The organism is Halomonas sp. 1513 (assembly GCA_001971685.1).
Classification (GTDB): Bacteria; Pseudomonadota; Gammaproteobacteria; order Pseudomonadales; family Halomonadaceae; genus Franzmannia.
Window position 1 is genome coordinate 415,206 of sequence record CP019326.1, and the last position, 19,555, is coordinate 434,760.

The window sequence follows — 19,555 nt, forward strand, 5'->3', positions numbered from 1 at the left end:
TAGCCCAAACGACCGCGCCCGGCCAACTTGGCCGGGCGCGGTGCGTTCAGGGGCTGCCGCTCAGTCGTCGGGCAGCGGCAGCGGTTCCAGTCCCTCGCTGGCGCTGGCCACGTCGCTGGCCTCGTCGCCGGGGTCGAAGGTCACGTCGACCACCGCATCGCGACGCAGGCTCGGCCATACCTCGCGCAGCTCGTCGGCGGAAACCTCCATGACCCGTGCGGCGAGGCGCTCGCGACGGTCGAAGTCGGTATCGCCATAGGCCAGCGCCTGCCACTGGCGGTTGGTCAGGCCACCGAGCGAAGTGTCGCGGGTCAGCAGGCGGTCGCGTACCGACTGGCGATAGGCGGCGATGTCGTCGTCCTCGAGGTCTTCGAGGCGCGCCTCGAAGTCGTCGAGAAACGCATCGATGCGCTCGCCGATGGTGGCGCTGTCGGTCTCCGGCGACTGCACCACCAGCGCCACGCCGGGTGCGTCTAGCAGCGGCGAGTAGCCGGCGTTGACGATGTAGCCGAGCTGCTCCTCGGTACGCAGCCGGGTGTAGAACGGCGTATCGATGAGCTGGGCCAGCACCGCCAGGCGGGCCTGGCTGTCGAGACTGCGGTCGGCGCCCTGCAGGTAGCGCAGTACCAGCGACTCCTGGCGTGCGGTGTCGGGGTGGAGTGGCGCCAGGTCGCTGGCGCGCAGCGGCTCGAGGCGCGGGATATCGTCTTCACCGAGCTGCGGGCGCAGCGCATCGGCGACCATCTGCGCCTCGCGCTCGGCGAGCTCGGCAGGCAGGTTGCCGACCACCATGGCCTCCAGGCGCAGTTCGTCGAGGAACTGGCGGCGGAACTCGCGCAGGTCGTCGGCCTCGAGTTCGCGGACCGCCTCGAGCAGCACCGGGGTCGACCACTGGGGGCGAATCAGCGCCTCGCCGAGGGTGCGATAGGCCTGCTGATGCAGCGCCGCTTGCGGCGCATTGCGCCATTCACGCTCGAGACGGTAGCGCACCCGCTCGACGGCGCCGTCGCTGATCTCGCCCTCGATCAGCTGCGACAGCGCCTGGCGCATCAGCAGCGCCTGGCGGTCGCGCCACCCCGAGAAGGAGAGCGTCATGCCGCGGGAGTGGGCGTAGGACTCGAAGCGCTGGCCGGCGAGCCGCGCCGGGTAGAAGGCCTCGTTGAGGCTGTCGTCGAGCCACCCGGCCAGCAGCCGGGTCAGCGCCGCATCGCGGGCGCTGCGCGTGGCCTGGGGGTGCTGCAGGCTGAAGCGCCACTCGACCTTGGGGGTGTTGAAGTCGGCGTGGGCCTGATGCCACAGCGAGAAGCTGTCGCCGTCGATCAATGGATAGGGCACCTCGTCCTGCGCCTCGAGCAGGGTCAGGTCCTCGGCGATGAAGGGGTTGGGGGCTGGCAGCGTCAGGCCCGACAGCGGCTCAGCGGCGGCCCACTCGGCCGGCTGTTCGACCCGGTAGGGGGCATCGAACCACGGTGAGACCTGGTCGCCTTCGACGTCGGGACCGCTATAGACGCGCAGCAGGTTGTCCGGGCGCAGCGCTTCGAGGTATTCGGCGATACGCTCGGCGTCGAAGCCGTCCATGCGGTAGGCGGCATAGTGCACGTCCTCGCTGGGATAGTAGGCGAGGTTCATCGACAGCCGCATGGCGCTGCGCAGCGGTGCGCCGTGCTGCTGGAAGGTGAATTCCTGCTCGGCGAGGCTGGCCTGCTCGTCGTAGCGCCACTCCTCCAGGCCCTCGTCGGCGATCAGTGCCACCTTGTCGAACAGGGTGGCGTGAATGGTATCGATGGCCTCGGCGCCGCTGGGGGTAAGGCTGACAGTCACGGTGAACAGCGCCTGATTGCCATCGCCGCGGCTGACGCCGGCGGACAGCCCGTCGGCCAGGCCGGCCTCGCGCAGTACCGCCAGCAGGCTGCCCTCGCCCTCGTGGCCGAGCAGGTTGGCGATGTAGTCGGCGGGCTTGGTGCGGTACTCGTCGCGGGGGTCGTCGATGGGGAATTGAAAGCGCAGTTCGCGGCTGTCGCGCAGGCTCTGGATCTCCAGCGCCTGCGGCATGCTGTCGTCGAGCACCAGCGGCACGTCGATGCTCGGCGGCTCGAGGCCACGGTCGGCAATCTCGACGAAGCGCTCCTGGACCAGGCCCTCCAGCTCGTCGAGGGACTGCGGGCCGACCAGCGCCAGGTTCATGACGTTGGCGTCGTAGTACTGCTCGTAGAACTCGATCACTCGCTCGCGCAGGCTGGGCTCGCCTTCTGGGCGGTCGGCGAGGGTCTCACGGCTGCCCACCGCGAAGCGCGTGGTGGGGTTGTCGGGGTTGAGGCGCTGATTGACCACGTCGAGCTGGCGGCGGCCTTCGTCGCGGATCCTGGCCTGATATTCGGAGTGCACGATGCTGCGCTCGCTGGCCAGCTGGTCGGCGTTGAACAGCGGCGAAATGAAGAACTGGCTGAAGCGATCGAGAGCGCCGGGCAGTGCCTCGGGCTCGATGTCGAAGAAGTAGTTGGTATCGCTGGGGGCGGTGAAGGCGTTGTGGCTGCCACCGTGGCGCGAGATATAGCTCTGGTAGGCGTCGGCCTCGGGGAACGGCTCGGTGCCCAGGAACAGCATGTGCTCGAGGAAGTGGGCCAGGCCGGCAAGGTCGTCGGGGTCCTGGGCGCTACCCACGCTGACGTTCATCGAGGCGGCGGCCTTGTCGGCCTCGGGGTCGCTGACCAGCAGCACATTGAGCCCGTTGTCGAGGGTCAGGGTGCGATAGTCGCGGGTATCGTGGGGGCTCATGTGCGGGGTGTCGACCTCGGCGATACCCTCGTCGTCTGCCTGCAGAGGGGAGGCGGTAAGCCCGGCGATCAGGGCGGCGCCGAGTAGCGAACGTCCCAGGCGTGGCACATCGGCACGGGCGACGCCCGGGACGGAAAAAGAGGACGTAATGCGCATCATGTCTCCTGTGCGGTGGTCCAGCGATGCATGGGGCCGGTGGGGTGAGCACAGGCCCAGTCCTGATGCGAAGGATCATTGACTCGTCTTGATACAGGAAAAGCGCCCAACAGTTCCAAATCTGCCGGGCTCAATAGTCGACGGGCCTCTGCCGGTGGCGTGGCCGGGTCGAGCCAATGGCGCGCCTGGGCCGGCGCGATCACCGCCGGCAGGCGCTCGCTGAGCGGTGCCAGCAGCGCGTTGCTGGCGACGGTGATCAAGGCACAGGAGTCATGATGCTCGGTCAGGGCGGTGTGGTAGCGGCACCACAGGCCGGCCAGCAGCAGCGGCTGGCGCTGGTGGTGGGTGACCAGGAACGGCTGTTTCATGCGCGGCTGCGGCTTCCACACGTAGACACCGCTGACCGGGATCAGGCAGCGGCGTGCGGCAAAGGCCTCGCGGAACATGGCGCGGCTGTCGAGCGACTCGGCGCGGGCGCAGTGCGGCGCATGGTCGAGGACCTTGAGCCACGGCGGGGTCAGCCCCCAGAACGCGCTGCTCAGGCGCGGACCGCCGGCGGCATGGTGCAGCATCGACAGCGGCCGGCGGGGTGCCAGGTTGGGGCTGGCGAGCAGCGCGTCGAGCGTCTCGATGTCGCCCAGCAGGCCCTCGAGGTCGAGCGTTGGGGCAATATAGAGCCGGCCGGCCATGAGCACTCCTGACAGTGACGAGGCGACAGGGTAACCAACTCGGGCAGTCCGCGAAAGCGCCCAGGATCATGCCGGGCTTGCGTTTGACTCAGGTATCGATATGCTGTCCGGAAACACTGTTCGAATAGTGCATTCACTCGCGAGGAAGCCGATGGCTCGTCCCAGACAGCATGCGCCCGAGGCGCTGCATGCGCAGGTCATGGCCGCATGCGACGCCTGGCTGCAGGAGCGGCCCGTGCATACGCTGTCGCTACGCGCCCTGGCGCGCGAGGTGGGCTGCGCGCCGAGCACCCTGCTCAAGCTGTACGGCAGCTTCGGCAACCTCTTGCAGCACGTCAACGTCGAGACCCTGGGGCGCCTCAAGCTGGCCATTGAGGGGCTGTCGGCGGCCACCCCCGAGCCGCGCCTCAAGGGCTTGGCCACCGCCTACTGGCAGTTTGCCCAGCAGGATCGCTACCGCTGGCAGCTGCTGTTCGACTATCCGCTGGCCGAGGAGGGCGAGCTCGACCAGCGCCAGAGCGACATGATCGAAGCGCTGTTCGTGCGCGTCGAGGCCACGCTCAAGGAGTATCAGCCGGCGCTGGACGAAGCCGAGGCGCGGCGCCTGGCGCGCACCCTGTGGGGCAGCGTCCACGGTCTGGTGCAGCTGGGCCTCAATCAGCGCCTGGGCTATTGGCAGGATCAGCAGCTCGAAGTCGGTGAGCTGCTCGATCAGCTGCTGACCACGATTCTCGCCGGCCTGCGGCAGCCGTCGAGTGACTCGTGAGCCGCCTGATCACCCAGCGTCGCTTTGCCCCGCTGTTCTGGACTCAGGCGCTCGGGGCGCTCAACGATAATCTGCTGCGTACCCTGCTGCTGCTGGTACTGGTGTTTGCCTCGCTGCCGGATGACCCGGCACGCCAGGGGCTGGCGACCAATCTGGCGGCGGCGCTCTTCATCCTGCCGTTCCTGCTGTTCTCCGCCTGGGGCGGGGTGCTGGCCGACCGCCTCGACAAGCAGCGCCTGATTCGGCGGCTCAAGCTGTTCGAACTCGGCATCATGCTGCTCGCCGCGGCAGTGGTGTGGTGGGAGAGTCGTTTGCTGCTGTATGGCCTGCTGCTGCTGATGGGCGTGCAGTCGGCGCTGTTCGGCCCGGTCAAGTACGCCATCCTGCCTCAGCACCTGTCGCCTACCGAGCTGGTGCGCGGCAATGCCTGGGTGGGTTTCGGCACCTTCGCGGCGATTCTCGCCGGCACCCTGCTGGCCGGGCTGGTGGCGACGCTGCCACCCGCCGCGGCGCGGCCGGTGGCGCTGCTGGCGCTGCTGGCGGTGGCCGTCTCTGGTCTCGCGGCCAGCCTGATGATCCCTCCGGCACCGGCGTCGAGCAGCGAAGAGGTGCCGCGTCATCCGCTGGCCAGCATCTGGGCGGTACTCGGCGATAGCCTGCGCTCACGCCAACTGCTGCCGGCGATGCTCGGCATCAGTGCCTTCTGGTTTCTGGGCATCTGCTACCTGACCCTGCTGCCGGCCTGGGCCAGCCAGGTCGCTGGCGGTCAGGCCTCGGCGTTCAATATGCTGTTGGCGGCCTTTGCCCTGGGGGTGGGCGCCGGGGCGATGCTCTGCGCGCGGCTCTCGGCGGGGCGGCTCGAGGTGGGGCTGGTGGTGCTGGGGGCGCTGCTGATGGGCGTCGGAGGCCTGTGGCTGGCCGGCGCGGCTCCCCTGGGGCTGACGGCTGCGACCGCCGGTGAGCTGATGCTGCAGCCCGGCTTCTGGCGGATGCTGGCGGCGCTGGCGCTGGTGGGCATCGGCGGCGGGCTATATATCGTGCCGCTCTACACCCTGATCCAGCTGCTCAGTCGTGAACGCCAGCGGGCGCGGATGATCGCCGCCAACAATATCTTCAATGCGCTGCTGATGCTGGTCGCGGCACTGTTCGGCATGCTGATGCTGGGCGTGGTCGGTGTCGGCCTGCCGACCTTCGTGGCGAGCCTCGGCGGCATCGCCCTGCTGATCGGCCTGGGACTGCTGGTGCGCGGCCCGCGCCCGCTGCTGCGGCTGCTGATCTTCGCCCTGGTGCATCTGATCTATCGGCTCAAGTTTCGCGGCCGCGATCATATTCCGGCGCGCGGCGCGGCGCTGGTGGTGTGCAATCACGTCAGCTTCATGGATGCGCTGGTGATCGGCGGTGCCAGCCCGCGGCCGCTGCGCTTCCTGATGGACCGGCCGATCTACGAGTCGCCGTGGCTCAACTGGTGGTTCCGCATCGTCGGCGCGATTCCCGTGGATGCCGACCGTCGCGACCCGGGCAGCGTGCGCCGCGCGCTGGACGAGGTCAGCCACGCACTGCGCCACGGTGAGGTAGTGATGCTGTTCCCCGAGGGGCGGCTGACGCCGGATGGCGAGATCCACCCCTTTCGCCGCGGGCTGGACATCATCCTGGCGCGTGACCCCGTGCCGGTGGTGCCGGCCGGCCTGGCCGGCCTGTGGGGATCCTGGACATCGCATCAGGACGGGCGCGCACTGACCAAGTGGCCGCGCCGCTTCCGCGCGCGGGTTGCGCTCTACTTCGATGAGCCGCTGTCGCCCCAGCAGGCCCGCTGCGCGGTGCTTGAGGAGCGGGTGCGCGAGCTCAAGGCCGAAGCCGACCGCTGGGCGCAACCTGCGCTGCGAAGCGAGGGCGGAACCGCTTAGCCGCGACGCGGCGCACGGCGGCTATGCTGCCAGCAGCGCGCCGAGGTGATCAGCTTGTCCTTGACCTGCAGGATTTCCATGCGGGTGGTGCCGACCTGCAGCGAGGCGGGGCCGTCGGGGAACGACTCGAGATGCTCGAGAATCAGGCCGTTGAGGGTCTTGGGGCCGTCGGTGGGCAGTTGCCAGCCCAGCGACTTGTTGATCTCGCGAATGTTGGCGGTGCCCTCGATCACGTAGCTGCCGTCGTCCTGCAGATGGATCTCTTGATGCATCCCCGCCACGTCGGTGGTGAACTCGCCGACGATCTCCTCGAGAATGTCCTCCAGGGTCACCAGGCCCTCCACGTCACCGTACTCGTCGACCACGATGCCGATGCGCCGCTTCTGCTGCTGGAAGTTGAGCAGCTGGGTGTGCAGCGGGGTCGATTCGGGAATGAAATAGGGCTCACGGGCCTCCTGCACGATCGAGGCCTTGGTCACCTCGTGCTTGGACAGGAAGCGCGCCGCGTTACGCAGGTGCAGCATGCCGATGATGTTGTTGATGTCGCCCTTGAAGACCGGGATGCGGGTGTGCTGGCTGGTGCGGATCTGCGCCAGGATGCTCTCCAGGTCGTCCTCGAGATCGATGCCCACCACCTCGTGGCGCGGCACCATGATGTCGTTGACGGTGACGTTCTCCAGGTCGAGGATCGACAGCAGCATGGCCTGGTGGCGGTGCGGGATCAGGGTGCCGGCTTCATGGACCACGGTGCGCAGTTCGTCACGGGTCAGGTTGTCGGCGCCGCCATCGATGTTCTTGACGCCGATCAGCTTGAGCAGGCCATTGGAGATGGCGTTGACCAGCCATACCAGCGGGTAGAGCAGCTTGAGCAGCGGTTCGAGGATCACCGAGGCGGGATAGGCGATGCGTTCGGGCTTTACCGCGGCGTAGGTCTTGGGCGTGACCTCGGCGAAGATCAGGATCACGATGGTCAGCACCAGCGGGGCCACCGCCGGTCCGGTCACGTCGCCGAGAAAATGAATGGCGAGCACCGTGGCGATGGCAGCGGCCAGGTTGTTGACCAGGTTGTTGCCGATCAGGATCACGCCGATCAGGCGGTCGGGCCTGGCCAGCAGGCGCATCACCCGCTTGGCGGCGCGCTCGCCGCTGCCGGCCTGGTGGCTCAGGCGGTAGCGGTTGATCGACATCATGCCGGTTTCGGAACTGGAGAAGAACGCCGACAGACAGATGAGTAGAAACAGCAGGCCGAACAGCAGTCCCAGCGGGAAGTCGTCGCTCAAGTTGGGTGAGTCCTCAATGGCATGTCAGGCTCGTTTGTAGGGATTCGGTGCCGGCCTGTCAAGGCGTCACGGCGGTGGTTCAGCCGCGCTGGAAGACGATCTCGAGCACGAACCTGCTGCCGAAGTAGGCCAGCAGCAGCAGCGCGGTGCCGCCCAGGGTCCAGCGCACCGCGCGCAGGCCGCGCCAGCCGCGGAAGTGGCGACCGGCAAGCAGGATCGCGAACAGCACCCAGGCGGCCAGCGACAGGATCGTCTTGTGTGCCAGATGCTGGGCGAACAGGTTATCGAGGAACACGAAGCCGCTGGCGATCGACAGGGTGAGCAGCAGCATGCCGGCCCAGATCAATTCGAACAGGACGCGCTCCATGGTGGTCAGCGGCGGCAGCGCCTGGACCAGGCCGCGGATATGGTGGTGACGCAGGGCCTGATTCTGCAGCCCCACCAGCACCGCCTGTACCGCCGCGATGGCCAGCACCGCAAAGGCCAGCGCCGAGCTGATCACGTGTAGCGCGATACCCGGCGTCAGGCCGCTGTCGCGGGCCGGTGCGGGCAGGCCCACCGCCAGCAGCAGGCTGGCGGCGGCCAGCGGGAACAGCGCGGTGGCGACATTGATGATCGGCTTGACCATGCTGCCGCCGAGCAGCACGGCGGTGATCACCGCGCTCACCACGGCCGCGCTGGACGACAGTCCCAGCCACAGGCCGTCGGCCTCGCGCATCATGGCCACGATCACCAGCGCATGACAGAGCAGCGCTGCCGCCCCGACGCCGCGCACCAGCGCCGGGCGCGAAGGCACGCGGCGCACCAGCGTCAAGCCCTGCCAAGAGGCCGCGCCGAGGTAGAGAATCATGGCAAGAAGGGCAAAAGGGAGCGCCTGCATCGGTAGCTGTCCATGCGCCGTCGAAGTCGGCAGTTGGCTGGAAATGAGATCCGAGCCGCTACTATACCCAATCCGCTCGACGCCGCCCAGCCGGCGCCATGGAGACTGGCCCTGGTTGTGCGTATAATCGTCGCCCAACGCCAAGGCACATTGCCGGAGAGGCATCATGTTCGAGAATCTGTCGGAACGTCTATCCAAGACGCTCAAGTCCATCAGCGGTCACGCCAAACTGACCGAGGACAATATCAAGGACACCCTGCGCGAAGTGCGTCGGGCACTGCTCGAGGCCGACGTCGCGCTGCCGGTGGTCAAGGCCTTCATCGACCGGGTGCGCGAGCGCGCGGTGGGCCAGGAAGTCTCCAAGAGCCTGTCGCCGGGCCAGCAGTTCGTCAAGATCGTCCAGCAGGAGCTCGAGGCGGTCATGGGCGAGGCCAACGAGGGGCTCAGCCTCAAGGGCTCGCCGGCGGTGGTGCTGATGGCCGGCCTGCAGGGCGCGGGCAAGACCACCTCGGTGGCCAAGCTGGCGCGCTATCTCAAGGAGCGCGAGAAGAAGAAGGTGCTGGTGGTCTCTGCCGACGTCTATCGTCCGGCGGCCATCGACCAGCTCGAGACCCTGGCCAGCGAGGTCGGCGTCGAGTTCTTCCCGTCGCGCAGCGACCAGCAGCCGGTGGCCATCGCCGAGGCGGCGATCAAGCACGCCAAGATCCAGTTCCACGACGTGGTGTTGGTCGATACCGCCGGCCGCCTGGCCATCGACGAAGCGATGATGGCCGAGATTCAGGCGCTGCATAAGGCCGTCTCGCCCCAGGAAACCCTGTTCGTGGTCGATGCCATGACCGGTCAGGATGCCGCCAACACCGCCAAGGCCTTCCACGAGGCGCTGCCGCTGACCGGGGTGATCCTGACCAAGGCCGACGGCGATGCGCGTGGCGGTGCGGCGCTGTCGGTGCGCCATGTCACCGGCAAGCCGATCAAGTTCATGGGCATGGGCGAGAAGGTCGATGCCCTGGAGCCCTTCCACCCCGACCGGGTGGCATCGCGGATCCTCGGCATGGGCGACGTGCTGTCGCTGATCGAGGAGGCCGAGCGCACCGTCGACAAGGCCAAGGCCGACAAGCTGGCCAAGAAGGTCAAGAAGGGCGACGGCTTCGATCTCGAGGACTTCCGCGATCAGCTGCAGCAGCTAAAGAAGATGGGCGGCATGGGTGGCCTGATGAGCAAGCTGCCGGGCATGGGGCAGATGGCCGAGATGGCTCAGGGGCCCGGGCCGGAGAAGGAGCTCGGCAAGCTCGAGGCGCTGATCAACTCGATGACGCCCAAGGAGCGCCACAAGCCGGAGATCATCAACGGCTCGCGCAAGCGTCGCATTGCCGCCGGTGCCGGCCTGCAGGTGCCGGACCTCAACCGCCTGCTCAAGCAGCACAAGCAGATGCAGAAGATGATGAAGAAGGCCGGCAAGAAGGGCGGCATGCAGAAGATGATGCGCGGCATGTCCGGCATGATGGGCGGCGGCGGCCCGGGAGGCCCGGGTGGCCCGATGGGCGGCGGTGGCATGGGCGGCCCGGGGGGCATGGGCGGTCCCGGCGGCTTCCCGTGGCGCTGAGCGTGCGGCCAAGGCGGAAAAAGGTTTCCAAGCGGGGGCGTTTTCCGTAGAATGCTGCGTCTTCGTGGCAGGACCGCGTGACCCACCGCGGCCCGCCGCCCGAGCAGCAGTAAGCAAATGACATTTCAGCAACTCCAACCGAAGGACTGTTAACGCAATGGTTACCATTCGTCTGGCACGTGGTGGCGCCAAGAAGCGTCCCTTCTATCACCTGACTGTAAGCGACTCGCGCAAGTCTCGTGACGGCCGCTTCATCGAGCGCGTCGGCTTCTTCAACCCGGTGGCCCGCGGCCAGGAAGAGCGCCTGCGCGTCGACCTCGACCGCGTGACTCACTGGCAGAGCCAGGGCGCCCAGGTCTCCGACCGCGTCGCCGAACTCCTCAAGGAAGCCCGCAAGCAGGCCTGAGCCTGATGCGTGACGCCGTGAGAGAGTCATTAGCCGGCCCCGAGACGGGCAGCGACGACCAGTACGTGGTGCTGGGCAAGCTGACCAGTCCCTACGGGGTCAAGGGCTGGCTGAAGGTGTATTCGTACACCAGCCCGATGGACGGCATCCTCGACTACCCCGAGTGGCAGCTGCGCCTCGACGGCAATACCGTCACCCGGCGCTTGAGCCAGGGGCGGCGCCAAGGCAAGGGCCTGGTGGCCTGTCTTGAAGGGATGACGTCGCGTGAGCTGGCCGAGCAGTGGGCGGGGGCGGAGATTCTGCTGCCCAAGCATGCCCTGCCGCGCCTCGCGCCGGGTGAGTATTACTGGCATCAGTTGGAAGGCCTGCGCGTGATGACTCGCGAGGGCGTCGACCTGGGCCGCGTCAGCTACCTGTTCGAGACCGGCGCCAACGACGTGCTGGTGGTCAGGGGCGATGCCGAGGCCGTCGACGACAAGGAGCGGCTGCTGCCGTTTCTACCCGACCAGGTGGTGCTTGAGGTGGATCTCGACGCCGAGAAGATGACGGTGGAGTGGGATCCCGACTTCTAGCTGTCTGGAAATAGTGCCGTGTGGATTGGGGTTGTCTCGCTGTTCCCGGAGATGTTCGATGCGATCAGCCGTTACGGGGTAACGGGGAGAGCGGTGAAGCAGGGGCTGCTGGAGCTGGAATTCTGGAATCCCCGGGACTACGCGACGGACAAGCACCGCACGGTGGATGACCGCCCCTACGGTGGCGGGCCGGGCATGCTGATGAAGGTCGACACCCTGCGCGCGGCGATCCATGCCGCCCGTGACCGCGCCGAGGCCGCCAGCGGCCGGCCGGCCAAGGTGATCTACCTCTCGCCCCAGGGGCGAGTGCTGGATCAGCAGGGGGTGCAGGAACTGGCCGGCGGCGGCCCGCTGGTGGTAGTGGCGGGGCGCTACGAAGGCATCGATGAGCGGGTGGTCGAGGCCGATATCGATGAAGAGTGGTCGATCGGCGACTATGTGCTGAGCGGCGGCGAGCTGCCGGCCATGGTACTGATCGACGCCGCGGCGCGGCTGGTGCCGGGGGTGCTGGGCCACCAGGACTCGGCGGTCGAGGACTCGTTCAACGACGGCCTGCTGGACTGCCCGCACTATACGCGCCCCGAGGCGATCGACGGGCGCCGGGTGCCGGACGTACTGCTCAGCGGCCACCACGGCGAGATTCGCCGTTGGCGCTTGAAGCAGTCACTGGGTCGCACCTGGCAGCGGCGCCCGGAACTGTTGCAGGACAAGGCGTTGAGCCGCGAACAGCGCAAGCTGCTCGAAGAGTTCATCGCCGACTACGCCGATCAGGCGGAGGTGCAGGGCACTCGTCCCGAGTCGGACGTCTGAGACGTCGACCGGCGAGGCACCTGTGTCACACACCAGCGATTCCCGCGTCATCGCAACAGCGGCGAGCGTCGGGGTCACAGCCAAGCGGCATGGCCGCTGGCATCAATGTATCGAGGAGCTAGCAATGAGCAGCAAGAACAAGGTGATCCAGGCGATCGAAGCCGAGCAGATGTCCAAGGAAATCCCGGCCTTTGCCCCGGGCGACACCGTGGTCGTCCAGGTCAAGGTCAAGGAAGGCACCCGCGAGCGTCTGCAGGCCTTCGAAGGCGTGGTGATCGGCAAGCGCAACCGCGGCCTCAACTCCGCCTTCACCGTGCGCAAGATCTCCCACGGTGTTGGCGTCGAGCGTACCTTCCAGACCTACAGCCCGCTGGTGGCGGCCATCGACGTCAAGCGTCGCGGTGACGTGCGTCAAGCCAAGCTGTACTACCTCCGCGAGCGCAGCGGCAAGTCCGCACGCATCAAGGAAAAGCTGGCCTAAGCGCCACCGCGCGATGGCCATGGCGTGCCGCATGGCGCGCCTCGCGAGACCCCGTCACCGCTTGCGCGGGGCGGGGTCTCGTTGCATTCAGGGCCGGACTGGCCAAGCGAGGAGCGATGCAGGATAGCGAGCGGATCGATGCGTTTCTCGACGCGCTGTGGCTGGAGCAGGGCGCCAGTGAGCACACCCTGGCCGCCTATCGGCGCGACCTCAGCGCCTGGGCGACGTGCCTCGCCGAACACGGCGAGTCGCTGCTGGCGCCGGGCAGTAGCCGCATCGCGGTGTGGCTCGAGGCACGCCGCGCCGCCGGCTACCAGCTGCGCAGCAACGCCCGGCTGGTGTCGAGCCTGCGGCGCTTCTACCGCTGGGCGCTGGGCGAGGGCCTGATCGAGCGCGATCCGCTGGCCGAGGTGCGGCTGCCGCGGGTGCAGCCCAATCTGCCCGATACGCTCGACGAGGAGGAGGTGGAGCGGCTGCTGGCGGCGCCGGACACCGATACCCCGCTGGGGCTGCGCGACCGCACCATGCTCGAGGTCCTCTATGCCGGCGGCCTGCGTGTCTCGGAGCTGGTCGGGCTGACGGTGGATGCCGTCAACCCGCGCCAGGGCGTGGTGCGCGTGCTGGGCAAGGGCGACAAGGAGCGGCTGGTACCGCTCGGCGAGGAGGCGCTAGTGTGGGTCGAGCGCTACCTGCGCGGCGGGCGCGGTGCGCTGATGAGCGATATCACCCGGCCGCCGCTGTTTCCCGGCCGCCACGACCGCTGCATGACCCGCCAGACCTTCTGGCACCGCATCAAGGCCCATGCGCGTCGCGCCGGTATCGACAAGCCGCTGTCGCCGCACACGCTGCGCCATGCGTTTGCCACGCACCTGTTGAATCATGGTGCCAATTTGCGTGTCGTACAGCTGCTGCTGGGTCACAGCGACCTGTCGACGACCCAGATTTATACGCACGTTGCCCAGGCTCGCCTGGAAACACTGCACGCCGATCACCATCCTCGAGGTTGAACATGACGTCATCACTGCCTGCCCTGCTGAGCCGCCTGCTGGCCGCCTCCCTGTTCGCCGTCAGCGCCTCTGCGCTGGCCTCCACCCATCATCAGCTGGCCGAGCGGCTGACCGTCAACGGCGAGCCGATGCCGGTGGAGGAGGTGCGCGAGACGCCGCTGTCGGGCTTTTTCGAGGTGCGCCTGGAGAACGGCGAAACCTTCTACAGCGATGCGGCGGGCGAGTATTTCCTGGTCGGCGATATCTACCAGAACGCCGACAGCGGCCTGGTCAACATTACCGAGCAGGGGCGCAATGAACAGCGGGCCGAGCGCCTGGCGGGCGTTGCCGAGCAGGACAAGGTGGTATTCCGCGGCGCCGAAAGCCAGGCGGTGGTCTATGTCTTCACCGACCCGACCTGCCCTTACTGCCGCAAATTCCACGAAGAGGTGCCGCAGCTCAACGCCATGGGCATCGAGGTGCACTATCTGGCCTTTCCGCGCTCGGGGTTGAATGCCGAGGGGGGGCGTATCCTGCAGCAGATCTGGTGTGCCGACAGCGGCAGCGAAGCGATGACTGACGCCAAGCGTGAAGTTCGTCTCGACAATGGTCATGGCTGCGACAATCCGGTCGAGGACCAGTATCATCTGGGTCTGGATGTCGGCGTCCAGGGTACGCCGGCGATCATCCTGCCAGATGGCCGCATGGTGCCGGGCTACGTGCCCGCCGAGCGCCTGGCCGAGATGCTCGAGATCAATCAGTAAGGCGCTTGACGCCCACAGCGACACGCCATCACACAAGCAAGGGGAGAGCGATTTGAAACCGGTGAGAGTGGGAATCTGTGGTTTGGGGACCGTCGGCGGTGGCACCTTCAACGTGCTGACGCGCAACGCCGACGACATCGCGCGGCGAGCCGGGCGGCCGATCGTCATCGAACAGGTGGCGATGCGTCGTGACAATCCGGACTGCGATACCACCGGCGTCAAGACCACCGGCGACGTCTTCGAGGTGGCGCGCAACCCCGATATCGACGTGCTGGTCGAGCTGATCGGCGGCTACGACGTGGCCCGCGAGCTGGTACTCACCGCCATCGAGCACGGCAAGCACGTGGTTACCGCCAACAAGGCGCTGATCGCCGTACACGGCAACGAGATCTTCCAGGCCGCCCACGAGAAGGGCGTGATCGTCGCCTTCGAGGCGGCGGTGGCAGGCGGCATCCCGGTCATCAAGTCGCTGCGCGAGGGGCTGGGGGCCAACCGCATCCAGTGGCTGGCCGGCATCATCAACGGCACCGGCAACTACATCCTCACCCATATGCGCGATGAGGGCCGTGCCTTCGAAGACGTGCTGGCCGAGGCCCAGGCGCTGGGCTATGCCGAAGCCGATCCGACCTTCGACATCGAGGGCATCGACGCCGCCCACAAGCTGACCATTCTCGCCTCGATCGCCTACGGCGTGCCGCTGCAGTTCGAGAAGGCTTATACCGAGGGCATCTCGCGGATCACCTCGGAAGACATCGAGCAGGCCGATAACCTCGGCTACACCATCAAGCACTTGGGCATCTCCAAGCGAACCGACGACGGCTTCGAGCTGCGCGTACATCCCACCCTGATTCCCAAGGAGCGGTTGCTGGCCAACGTGCACGGCGTCAAGAACGCCATCGCGATAATGGGCGATGCGGTTGGCCCGACCCTCTACTACGGCGCCGGCGCGGGTTCCGAGCCGACCGCCTCGGCGGTGGTCGCCGACCTGCTCGATGTGGCCCGCGACATCACCACCGCCCACCGCTACCGGGTGCCCTACTTGGCGTTTGGCGGGATTACCGATGTCGAGAATAACCTGCCGATGCTGCCCATGGAGGAGATCGTCACCGCCTACTACCTGCGGCTGCTGGCGGTGGACCGCCCCGGGGTGCTGGCGCGGGTGGCGACGATCCTCTCCGAGCAGGGCATCTCGATCGAGGCGATCATCCAGAAAGAGGCTACCGAGGGCGAGCTGGTGCCGATCATCCTGCTTACCCACCGCACCCGCGAGAAGAACATGAACGACGCCATCCGTCAGCTCGAGTCGCTGGCCGATATCGCCGGTCCGCTGACCCGCATCCGCGTCGAATCGCTGGACGAGCAGGAATAACACCATGCGCTATATCAGTACCCGCGGGCAGGCGCCCGCGCTCTCCTTCGAGGATGTCGTGCTGACTGGGATGGCCAGCGACGGCGGCCTCTATGTGCCGGAGCAAATCCCGCAGCTGAGCAGCGACGACCTGGCGGCGATGGCCGGACTCTCCTATGCCGAGATCGCCTTCCGGGTGATGAAGCCGTTCGTCAACGGCGAGATCGACGACGAGACGTTTCGTGGCATCGTTACCGAGGCGTACGCCTCGTTCAGCCACGATGCGGTGGTGCCGCTCAACCAGCTCGACGCCAATCACTTCCTGCTCGAGCTGTTCCACGGCCCGACGCTGGCCTTCAAGGACGTCGCCCTGCAGCTGCTCGGCCGGCTGCTCGACCACTTCCTGAGCAAGCGCGGCGAGCGTGCGGTGATCATGGGCGCCACCTCCGGCGATACCGGGTCCGCCGCCATCGAGGGCTGCCGCCACTGCGACAACCTCGATATCTTCATCCTCCACCCGCACAACCGGGTCTCCGAGGTGCAGCGTCGCCAGATGACCTCGGTGCTCGCCGACAACGTCTTCAATATCGCCATCGAGGGCAACTTCGACGACGCCCAGGCGATGGTCAAGGCGAGCTTCGCCGATCAGTCGTTCTTGAACGGCACCCGGCTGGTGGCGGTCAACTCGATCAACTGGGCGCGCATCATGGCCCAGATCGTCTACTACGTGGCCGCTGGCGTGGCGCTGGGCGCGCCGCATCGCCAGGTCAGCTTCTGCGTGCCGTCGGCCAACTTCGGCAACGTCTTCGCCGGCTACATGGCGTCGCGCATGGGGCTGCCGGTCAAGCAGTTCATCATCGCCACCAACGCCAACGACATTCTCCATCGCACCCTGGCCGCCAACGACTTCTCCAAGCAGGAGCTCAAGGCGACCCTGGCGCCGTCGATGGATATCGTGGTGTCGTCCAACTTCGAGCGCCTGCTGTTCGAGGCCTACGAGCGTGACGGCGAGGCGGTTCGCCAGCTGCTCGAACGCTTCCAGGCCGAGCCCACGGCGCTGGCCGAGGCGCCGCTCGAGCGGCTGCGCTCGCTGTTCGCCAGCCACAGTGTCGACGATGCCACCATCCTCGAGGTGATTCGCGAGGCGCACCACCGCACCAAGGAGCTGCTCGACCCGCATACCGCCACCGGCTATCGCGCCGCCGAGCGGGCGCGGGCCGATGCCGCCACGCCGATGATTACCCTGGCCACCGCCCACCCGGCCAAGTTCGCCGAGGCGGTGGTCAAGGCCGGCTTCCCGGGTGTGCCGCTGCCGCCGCATATGGACGACCTGCTGGAGCGCGAGGAGCGCTATGCCGTTTTGCCGGCGGAGCTCGCCGAGGTGCAGCAGTACGTGGCGGAGCATCGGCGGTAACCACTCCATGACCGTTGCTGGCCGGTTCGGGGCTGATCCGGCGACAGGTCTATGCGGGGGCGCTGTGAACCCATCCCTGGGCGCTACCGATTCCATCCCTGGAATCGGACCCCCGCTACGACCTGTCCCCGGCGCCCCTCACTATCGGTGCTGGCGCCCTGAACTTGGTTGTGACCGCAACACGCCCCTTCGTTGTAACAGGAGCCACGCTTGGACGTGACAGCCCCCCCAGACCTGCATAGCCGGCTCACGCCGCGGCTGGAGCCGCGCCCGCGGGACGAAGCGCTCTATGCCCGCGCCCAGCGCGAAGGGCTCTCCGAGCTGCAGGCGCGGGTCCTGGCCGGTCGCCTGGCCGGCTATCAAGGCGAGATCGAGGCGCTGGTGTCGCCGAGCCTGCGCCACCTCGCCCACCCCGAGCGCCTCGCCGACGGCCGCCGTGCCGCCGAGCGTATCGCCCAGGCGGTGATGGAGGGCGAGCACATCGGCATCCTCACCGACTACGACGTCGACGGCATCACCTCCCATGTGGTGATCCTGCGCACCCTCACCGAGCTGTTCGGGGTGCCGGCCAGCCGCCTGCACAGCCTGATCGGCCACCGCATCAACGATGGCTACGGCATCAGCCTGCCGCTGGTGGAGCGTGCGCTGCGCCTTTCGCCGCGGCCGAGCCTGGTGATCACCGCCGACTGCGGCAGCTCCGACGAACCGCGCATCGCCCGGCTCAAGGCCGAAGGCATCGACGTGGTGGTCAGCGACCATCACGCGCTGCCGCTGGAGGGGCCGCCGCCCTCGGCCTATGCCGTCGTCAACCCGACCCGCGACGACTGCGACTACCCCGACCCGACCATCGCCGGCTGCATGGTGGCCTGGCTGACCATGTCGCTGGCCCGCCAGGTGCTGATCGAGTGGGGCGCGCTGCCGGAGTCGACGCCCAAGCTTTCGCCGTGGCTCTCCTACGTGGCGCTGGGCACGGTGGCCGACTGCGTGTCGCTGGGCGGCAGTCCGGCCAACCGCGCCGTGGTCAGCCACGGCCTGACGCTGATCAACCGCATGGACGCCGCCTGCTGGCGGGCCATGGCCGAGCGCCTCGGTGCCGACAGCGTGCCCTTCGATGCCGAGACCCTGGCCTTCCAGATGGGGCCGCGGATCAACGCCCGCTCGCGCCTCGACGACCCCTATGCGGCGCTGCACTTCATGCTCGCCGAGGAGGATCATCTCGCGCAGCGGCATCTCGAGGTGCTCGACCAGGACAACCAGTCGCGCAAGGCCATCGAGGCCGACATGGCCGAGCAGGCCCGGGCGCTGGCCCAGCCGCAGCTGGCTGCCGATGCGCCGCTGCTGCTGGTGTATCTGGAGCAGGGCCACGCCGGGGTGCAGGGCATCGTCGCCTCGCGGCTGGTGCAGGCCTACGGCCGCCCGACCCTGGTGCTGACCCCGGCGGCCCAGCCCGGCATGCTGACCGGCTCGGGGCGCTCCATCGAGGCGTTGCACCTGCGCGACGCCCTGCAGCGAGCCCACGAGCTGGCGCCCCAGGCGCTGCCGCGCTTCGGTGGCCACCGTGGGGCGGCGGGCGTCGGCGTGCCCGTCGACCAGCTCGAGGCGTTCCACGCCGCGCTGCGCCAGGCGGTCAGCGAGCAGTTGGGGGAGGTCGAGCTCTATCCGCGCATCCTCACCGACGGGGAGCTCGACGCCGCGCAGCTCAGCCTGGCCAGCCTCGACGAACTGGCCGCGCTGGCTCCCTACGGCCGCGAGTTCGATGCGCCGCTGTTCGAGGGTGATTTCCTGGTCGAGTCGCTGCGTGCGGTAGGGGCCGAGGGCAACCACCTGATGCTCGAGCTGTCCCGCGAGGGCGTCAGCCTCAAGGCGATCTGGTTCCGCGCCCTGACTCCCGGCGAGCTGCCGCCCTTCGGGCTCGGCGCGACGCTGCGCTGCGCCTACAAGCTCAACCGCAACCGCTGGCGCGGGCGTGAGAGCCTGCAGCTGATGATCGAGCACGCCGAGCCGCGCTGAACGCCATAATCCCTATCTCACAAGGACGCATGAATGGAAGAGACCGACCTTCCTCAGGATCCGCATCGCCCCTACGAAGACGTCATGGCGATGCTGCTCGGCACCCTGCTGGTGGCGCTTGGGGTGCACTTCTATAGCCAGGCGCTGCTGCTCACCGGCAGCACCGCGGGCATGGCGTTTCTGGTTCAGTACGCCACCGGCTGGCGCTTCGGGGTGGTGTTCTTCGTGATCAACCTGCCGTTCTATTACCTGGCGATCCGCCGCATGGGCTGGAGCTTTACCCTGCGCACCTTCGTCGCCATCGCCCTGGTGTCGCTATTCGCTGAGCTCACCGGCCGCTGGCTCGACGTGGCCGCTCTCAACGCCGTCTATGCGGCGCTGATGGGCGGCAGCCTGATCGGCATCGGCATGCTGGTGCTGTTTCGCCACCGCACCAGCCTCGGCGGGATCAACATCCTCGCCCTCTACCTGCAGGACAGCCGCGGCTGGCGCGCCGGCTACGTGCAGCTGGCCGTCGATGGCCTGCTGCTGCTGATCGCCTGCTTCATGCTGCCGCTGGACAAGGTGGCGCTATCGGTGATCGGCGCGCTGGTGCTCAACCTGATCGTGGCGCTGAATCATAAGCCCGGCCGCTATATGGGCGTCAGCTGATCAGCTTTTGGCCAGCCAGAACCACCAGACGATGGCGGCGATCAGCGCGAGGCCTGCGAG

17 protein-coding genes are annotated in these 19,555 nt (G+C 67.6%); 13 read left to right on the forward strand and 4 right to left on the reverse strand.

Going from position 1 to position 19,555, the window contains the following annotated elements; all coding sequences use genetic code 11:
• Positions 1-60: 60 nt before the first annotated feature.
• Complete coding sequence (locus BWR19_01915; GenBank protein ID APX91796.1) at positions 61-2,934, reverse strand: peptidase M16; 2,874 nt, start codon at positions 2,932-2,934, stop codon at positions 61-63.
• The gene (locus tag BWR19_01920; protein APX91797.1) at positions 2,931-3,620 is read right to left on the reverse strand and encodes a hypothetical protein; all 690 of its coding nucleotides are present in this window, start codon (positions 3,618-3,620) and stop codon (positions 2,931-2,933) included. Before BWR19_01920 ends, BWR19_01915 begins: the two co-directional genes overlap by 4 nt.
• A 151-nt stretch (positions 3,621-3,771) precedes the next feature.
• Between BWR19_01920 and BWR19_01925 the strand changes: the two genes are divergently transcribed.
• Both BWR19_01925 and BWR19_01930 read left to right on the forward strand, forming a co-directional pair.
• On the forward strand, positions 3,772-4,386 hold the full coding sequence (locus BWR19_01925; protein APX91798.1) for a TetR family transcriptional regulator: 615 nt from the start codon (positions 3,772-3,774) through the stop codon (positions 4,384-4,386).
• The gene (locus BWR19_01930) at positions 4,383-6,290 is read left to right on the forward strand and encodes an MFS transporter (GenBank protein APX91799.1); all 1,908 of its coding nucleotides are present in this window, start codon (positions 4,383-4,385) and stop codon (positions 6,288-6,290) included. The genes BWR19_01925 and BWR19_01930 overlap by 4 nt, the downstream gene beginning before the upstream one ends.
• On the opposite strand, the gene BWR19_01935 is transcribed toward BWR19_01930, so the two are convergent.
• Both BWR19_01935 and BWR19_01940 read right to left on the reverse strand, forming a co-directional pair.
• Complete coding sequence (locus BWR19_01935) at positions 6,287-7,570, reverse strand: magnesium/cobalt efflux protein (protein ID APX91800.1); 1,284 nt, start codon at positions 7,568-7,570, stop codon at positions 6,287-6,289. The genes BWR19_01930 and BWR19_01935 overlap by 4 nt on opposite strands.
• 79 nt (positions 7,571-7,649) lie before the next feature.
• Positions 7,650-8,450, reverse strand: a complete 801-nt coding sequence (locus tag BWR19_01940) for a cytochrome C biogenesis protein (GenBank protein APX91801.1) — start codon at positions 8,448-8,450, stop codon at positions 7,650-7,652.
• A 166-nt stretch (positions 8,451-8,616) separates the two neighbouring features.
• On the opposite strand from BWR19_01940, the gene BWR19_01945 reads away from it, so the two are divergent.
• The 11 genes from BWR19_01945 to BWR19_01995 all read left to right on the forward strand — a co-directional run bounded on the left by BWR19_01945 (position 8,617) and on the right by BWR19_01995 (position 19,495).
• Positions 8,617-10,053, forward strand: coding sequence for a signal recognition particle protein (locus BWR19_01945; GenBank protein ID APX91802.1), 1,437 nt, complete (start codon positions 8,617-8,619; stop codon positions 10,051-10,053).
• Between the two features lie 157 nt (positions 10,054-10,210).
• Positions 10,211-10,459 (forward strand): 30S ribosomal protein S16, encoded by a 249-nt coding sequence (locus BWR19_01950; protein APX91803.1) that lies wholly within the window; start codon positions 10,211-10,213, stop codon positions 10,457-10,459.
• A 5-nt stretch (positions 10,460-10,464) separates the two neighbouring features.
• Positions 10,465-11,031, forward strand: coding sequence for a ribosome maturation factor RimM (locus tag BWR19_01955; GenBank protein ID APX91804.1), 567 nt, complete (start codon positions 10,465-10,467; stop codon positions 11,029-11,031).
• Between the two features lie 18 nt (positions 11,032-11,049).
• On the forward strand, positions 11,050-11,841 hold the full coding sequence (locus tag BWR19_01960) for a tRNA (guanosine(37)-N1)-methyltransferase TrmD (protein ID APX91805.1): 792 nt from the start codon (positions 11,050-11,052) through the stop codon (positions 11,839-11,841).
• A gap of 124 nt (positions 11,842-11,965) precedes the next feature.
• The gene (locus tag BWR19_01965) at positions 11,966-12,322 is read left to right on the forward strand and encodes a 50S ribosomal protein L19 (protein ID APX91806.1); all 357 of its coding nucleotides are present in this window, start codon (positions 11,966-11,968) and stop codon (positions 12,320-12,322) included.
• 116 nt (positions 12,323-12,438) lie between these two features.
• The gene (locus BWR19_01970) at positions 12,439-13,329 is read left to right on the forward strand and encodes a site-specific tyrosine recombinase XerD (GenBank protein APX91807.1); all 891 of its coding nucleotides are present in this window, start codon (positions 12,439-12,441) and stop codon (positions 13,327-13,329) included.
• A gap of 2 nt (positions 13,330-13,331) precedes the next feature.
• A complete protein-coding gene (locus BWR19_01975; protein APX91808.1) occupies positions 13,332-14,072 on the forward strand; it encodes a protein-disulfide isomerase in 741 nt (246 codons plus the stop codon).
• A gap of 52 nt (positions 14,073-14,124) precedes the next feature.
• The gene (locus BWR19_01980) at positions 14,125-15,441 is read left to right on the forward strand and encodes a homoserine dehydrogenase (GenBank protein APX91809.1); all 1,317 of its coding nucleotides are present in this window, start codon (positions 14,125-14,127) and stop codon (positions 15,439-15,441) included.
• 4 nt (positions 15,442-15,445) lie between these two features.
• Positions 15,446-16,834, forward strand: coding sequence for a threonine synthase (locus BWR19_01985; GenBank protein ID APX91810.1), 1,389 nt, complete (start codon positions 15,446-15,448; stop codon positions 16,832-16,834).
• A gap of 216 nt (positions 16,835-17,050) precedes the next feature.
• Entirely contained in the window at positions 17,051-18,844 is a 1,794-nt protein-coding gene (locus BWR19_01990; protein ID APX94860.1) for a single-stranded-DNA-specific exonuclease RecJ, read from the forward strand.
• A 33-nt stretch (positions 18,845-18,877) separates the two neighbouring features.
• Positions 18,878-19,495 carry a hypothetical protein gene (locus BWR19_01995; protein APX91811.1) on the forward strand — a complete coding sequence of 206 codons (618 nt, stop codon included), beginning with the start codon at positions 18,878-18,880 and terminating at the stop codon, positions 19,493-19,495.
• The last annotated feature ends 60 nt before the right edge of the window (positions 19,496-19,555 follow it).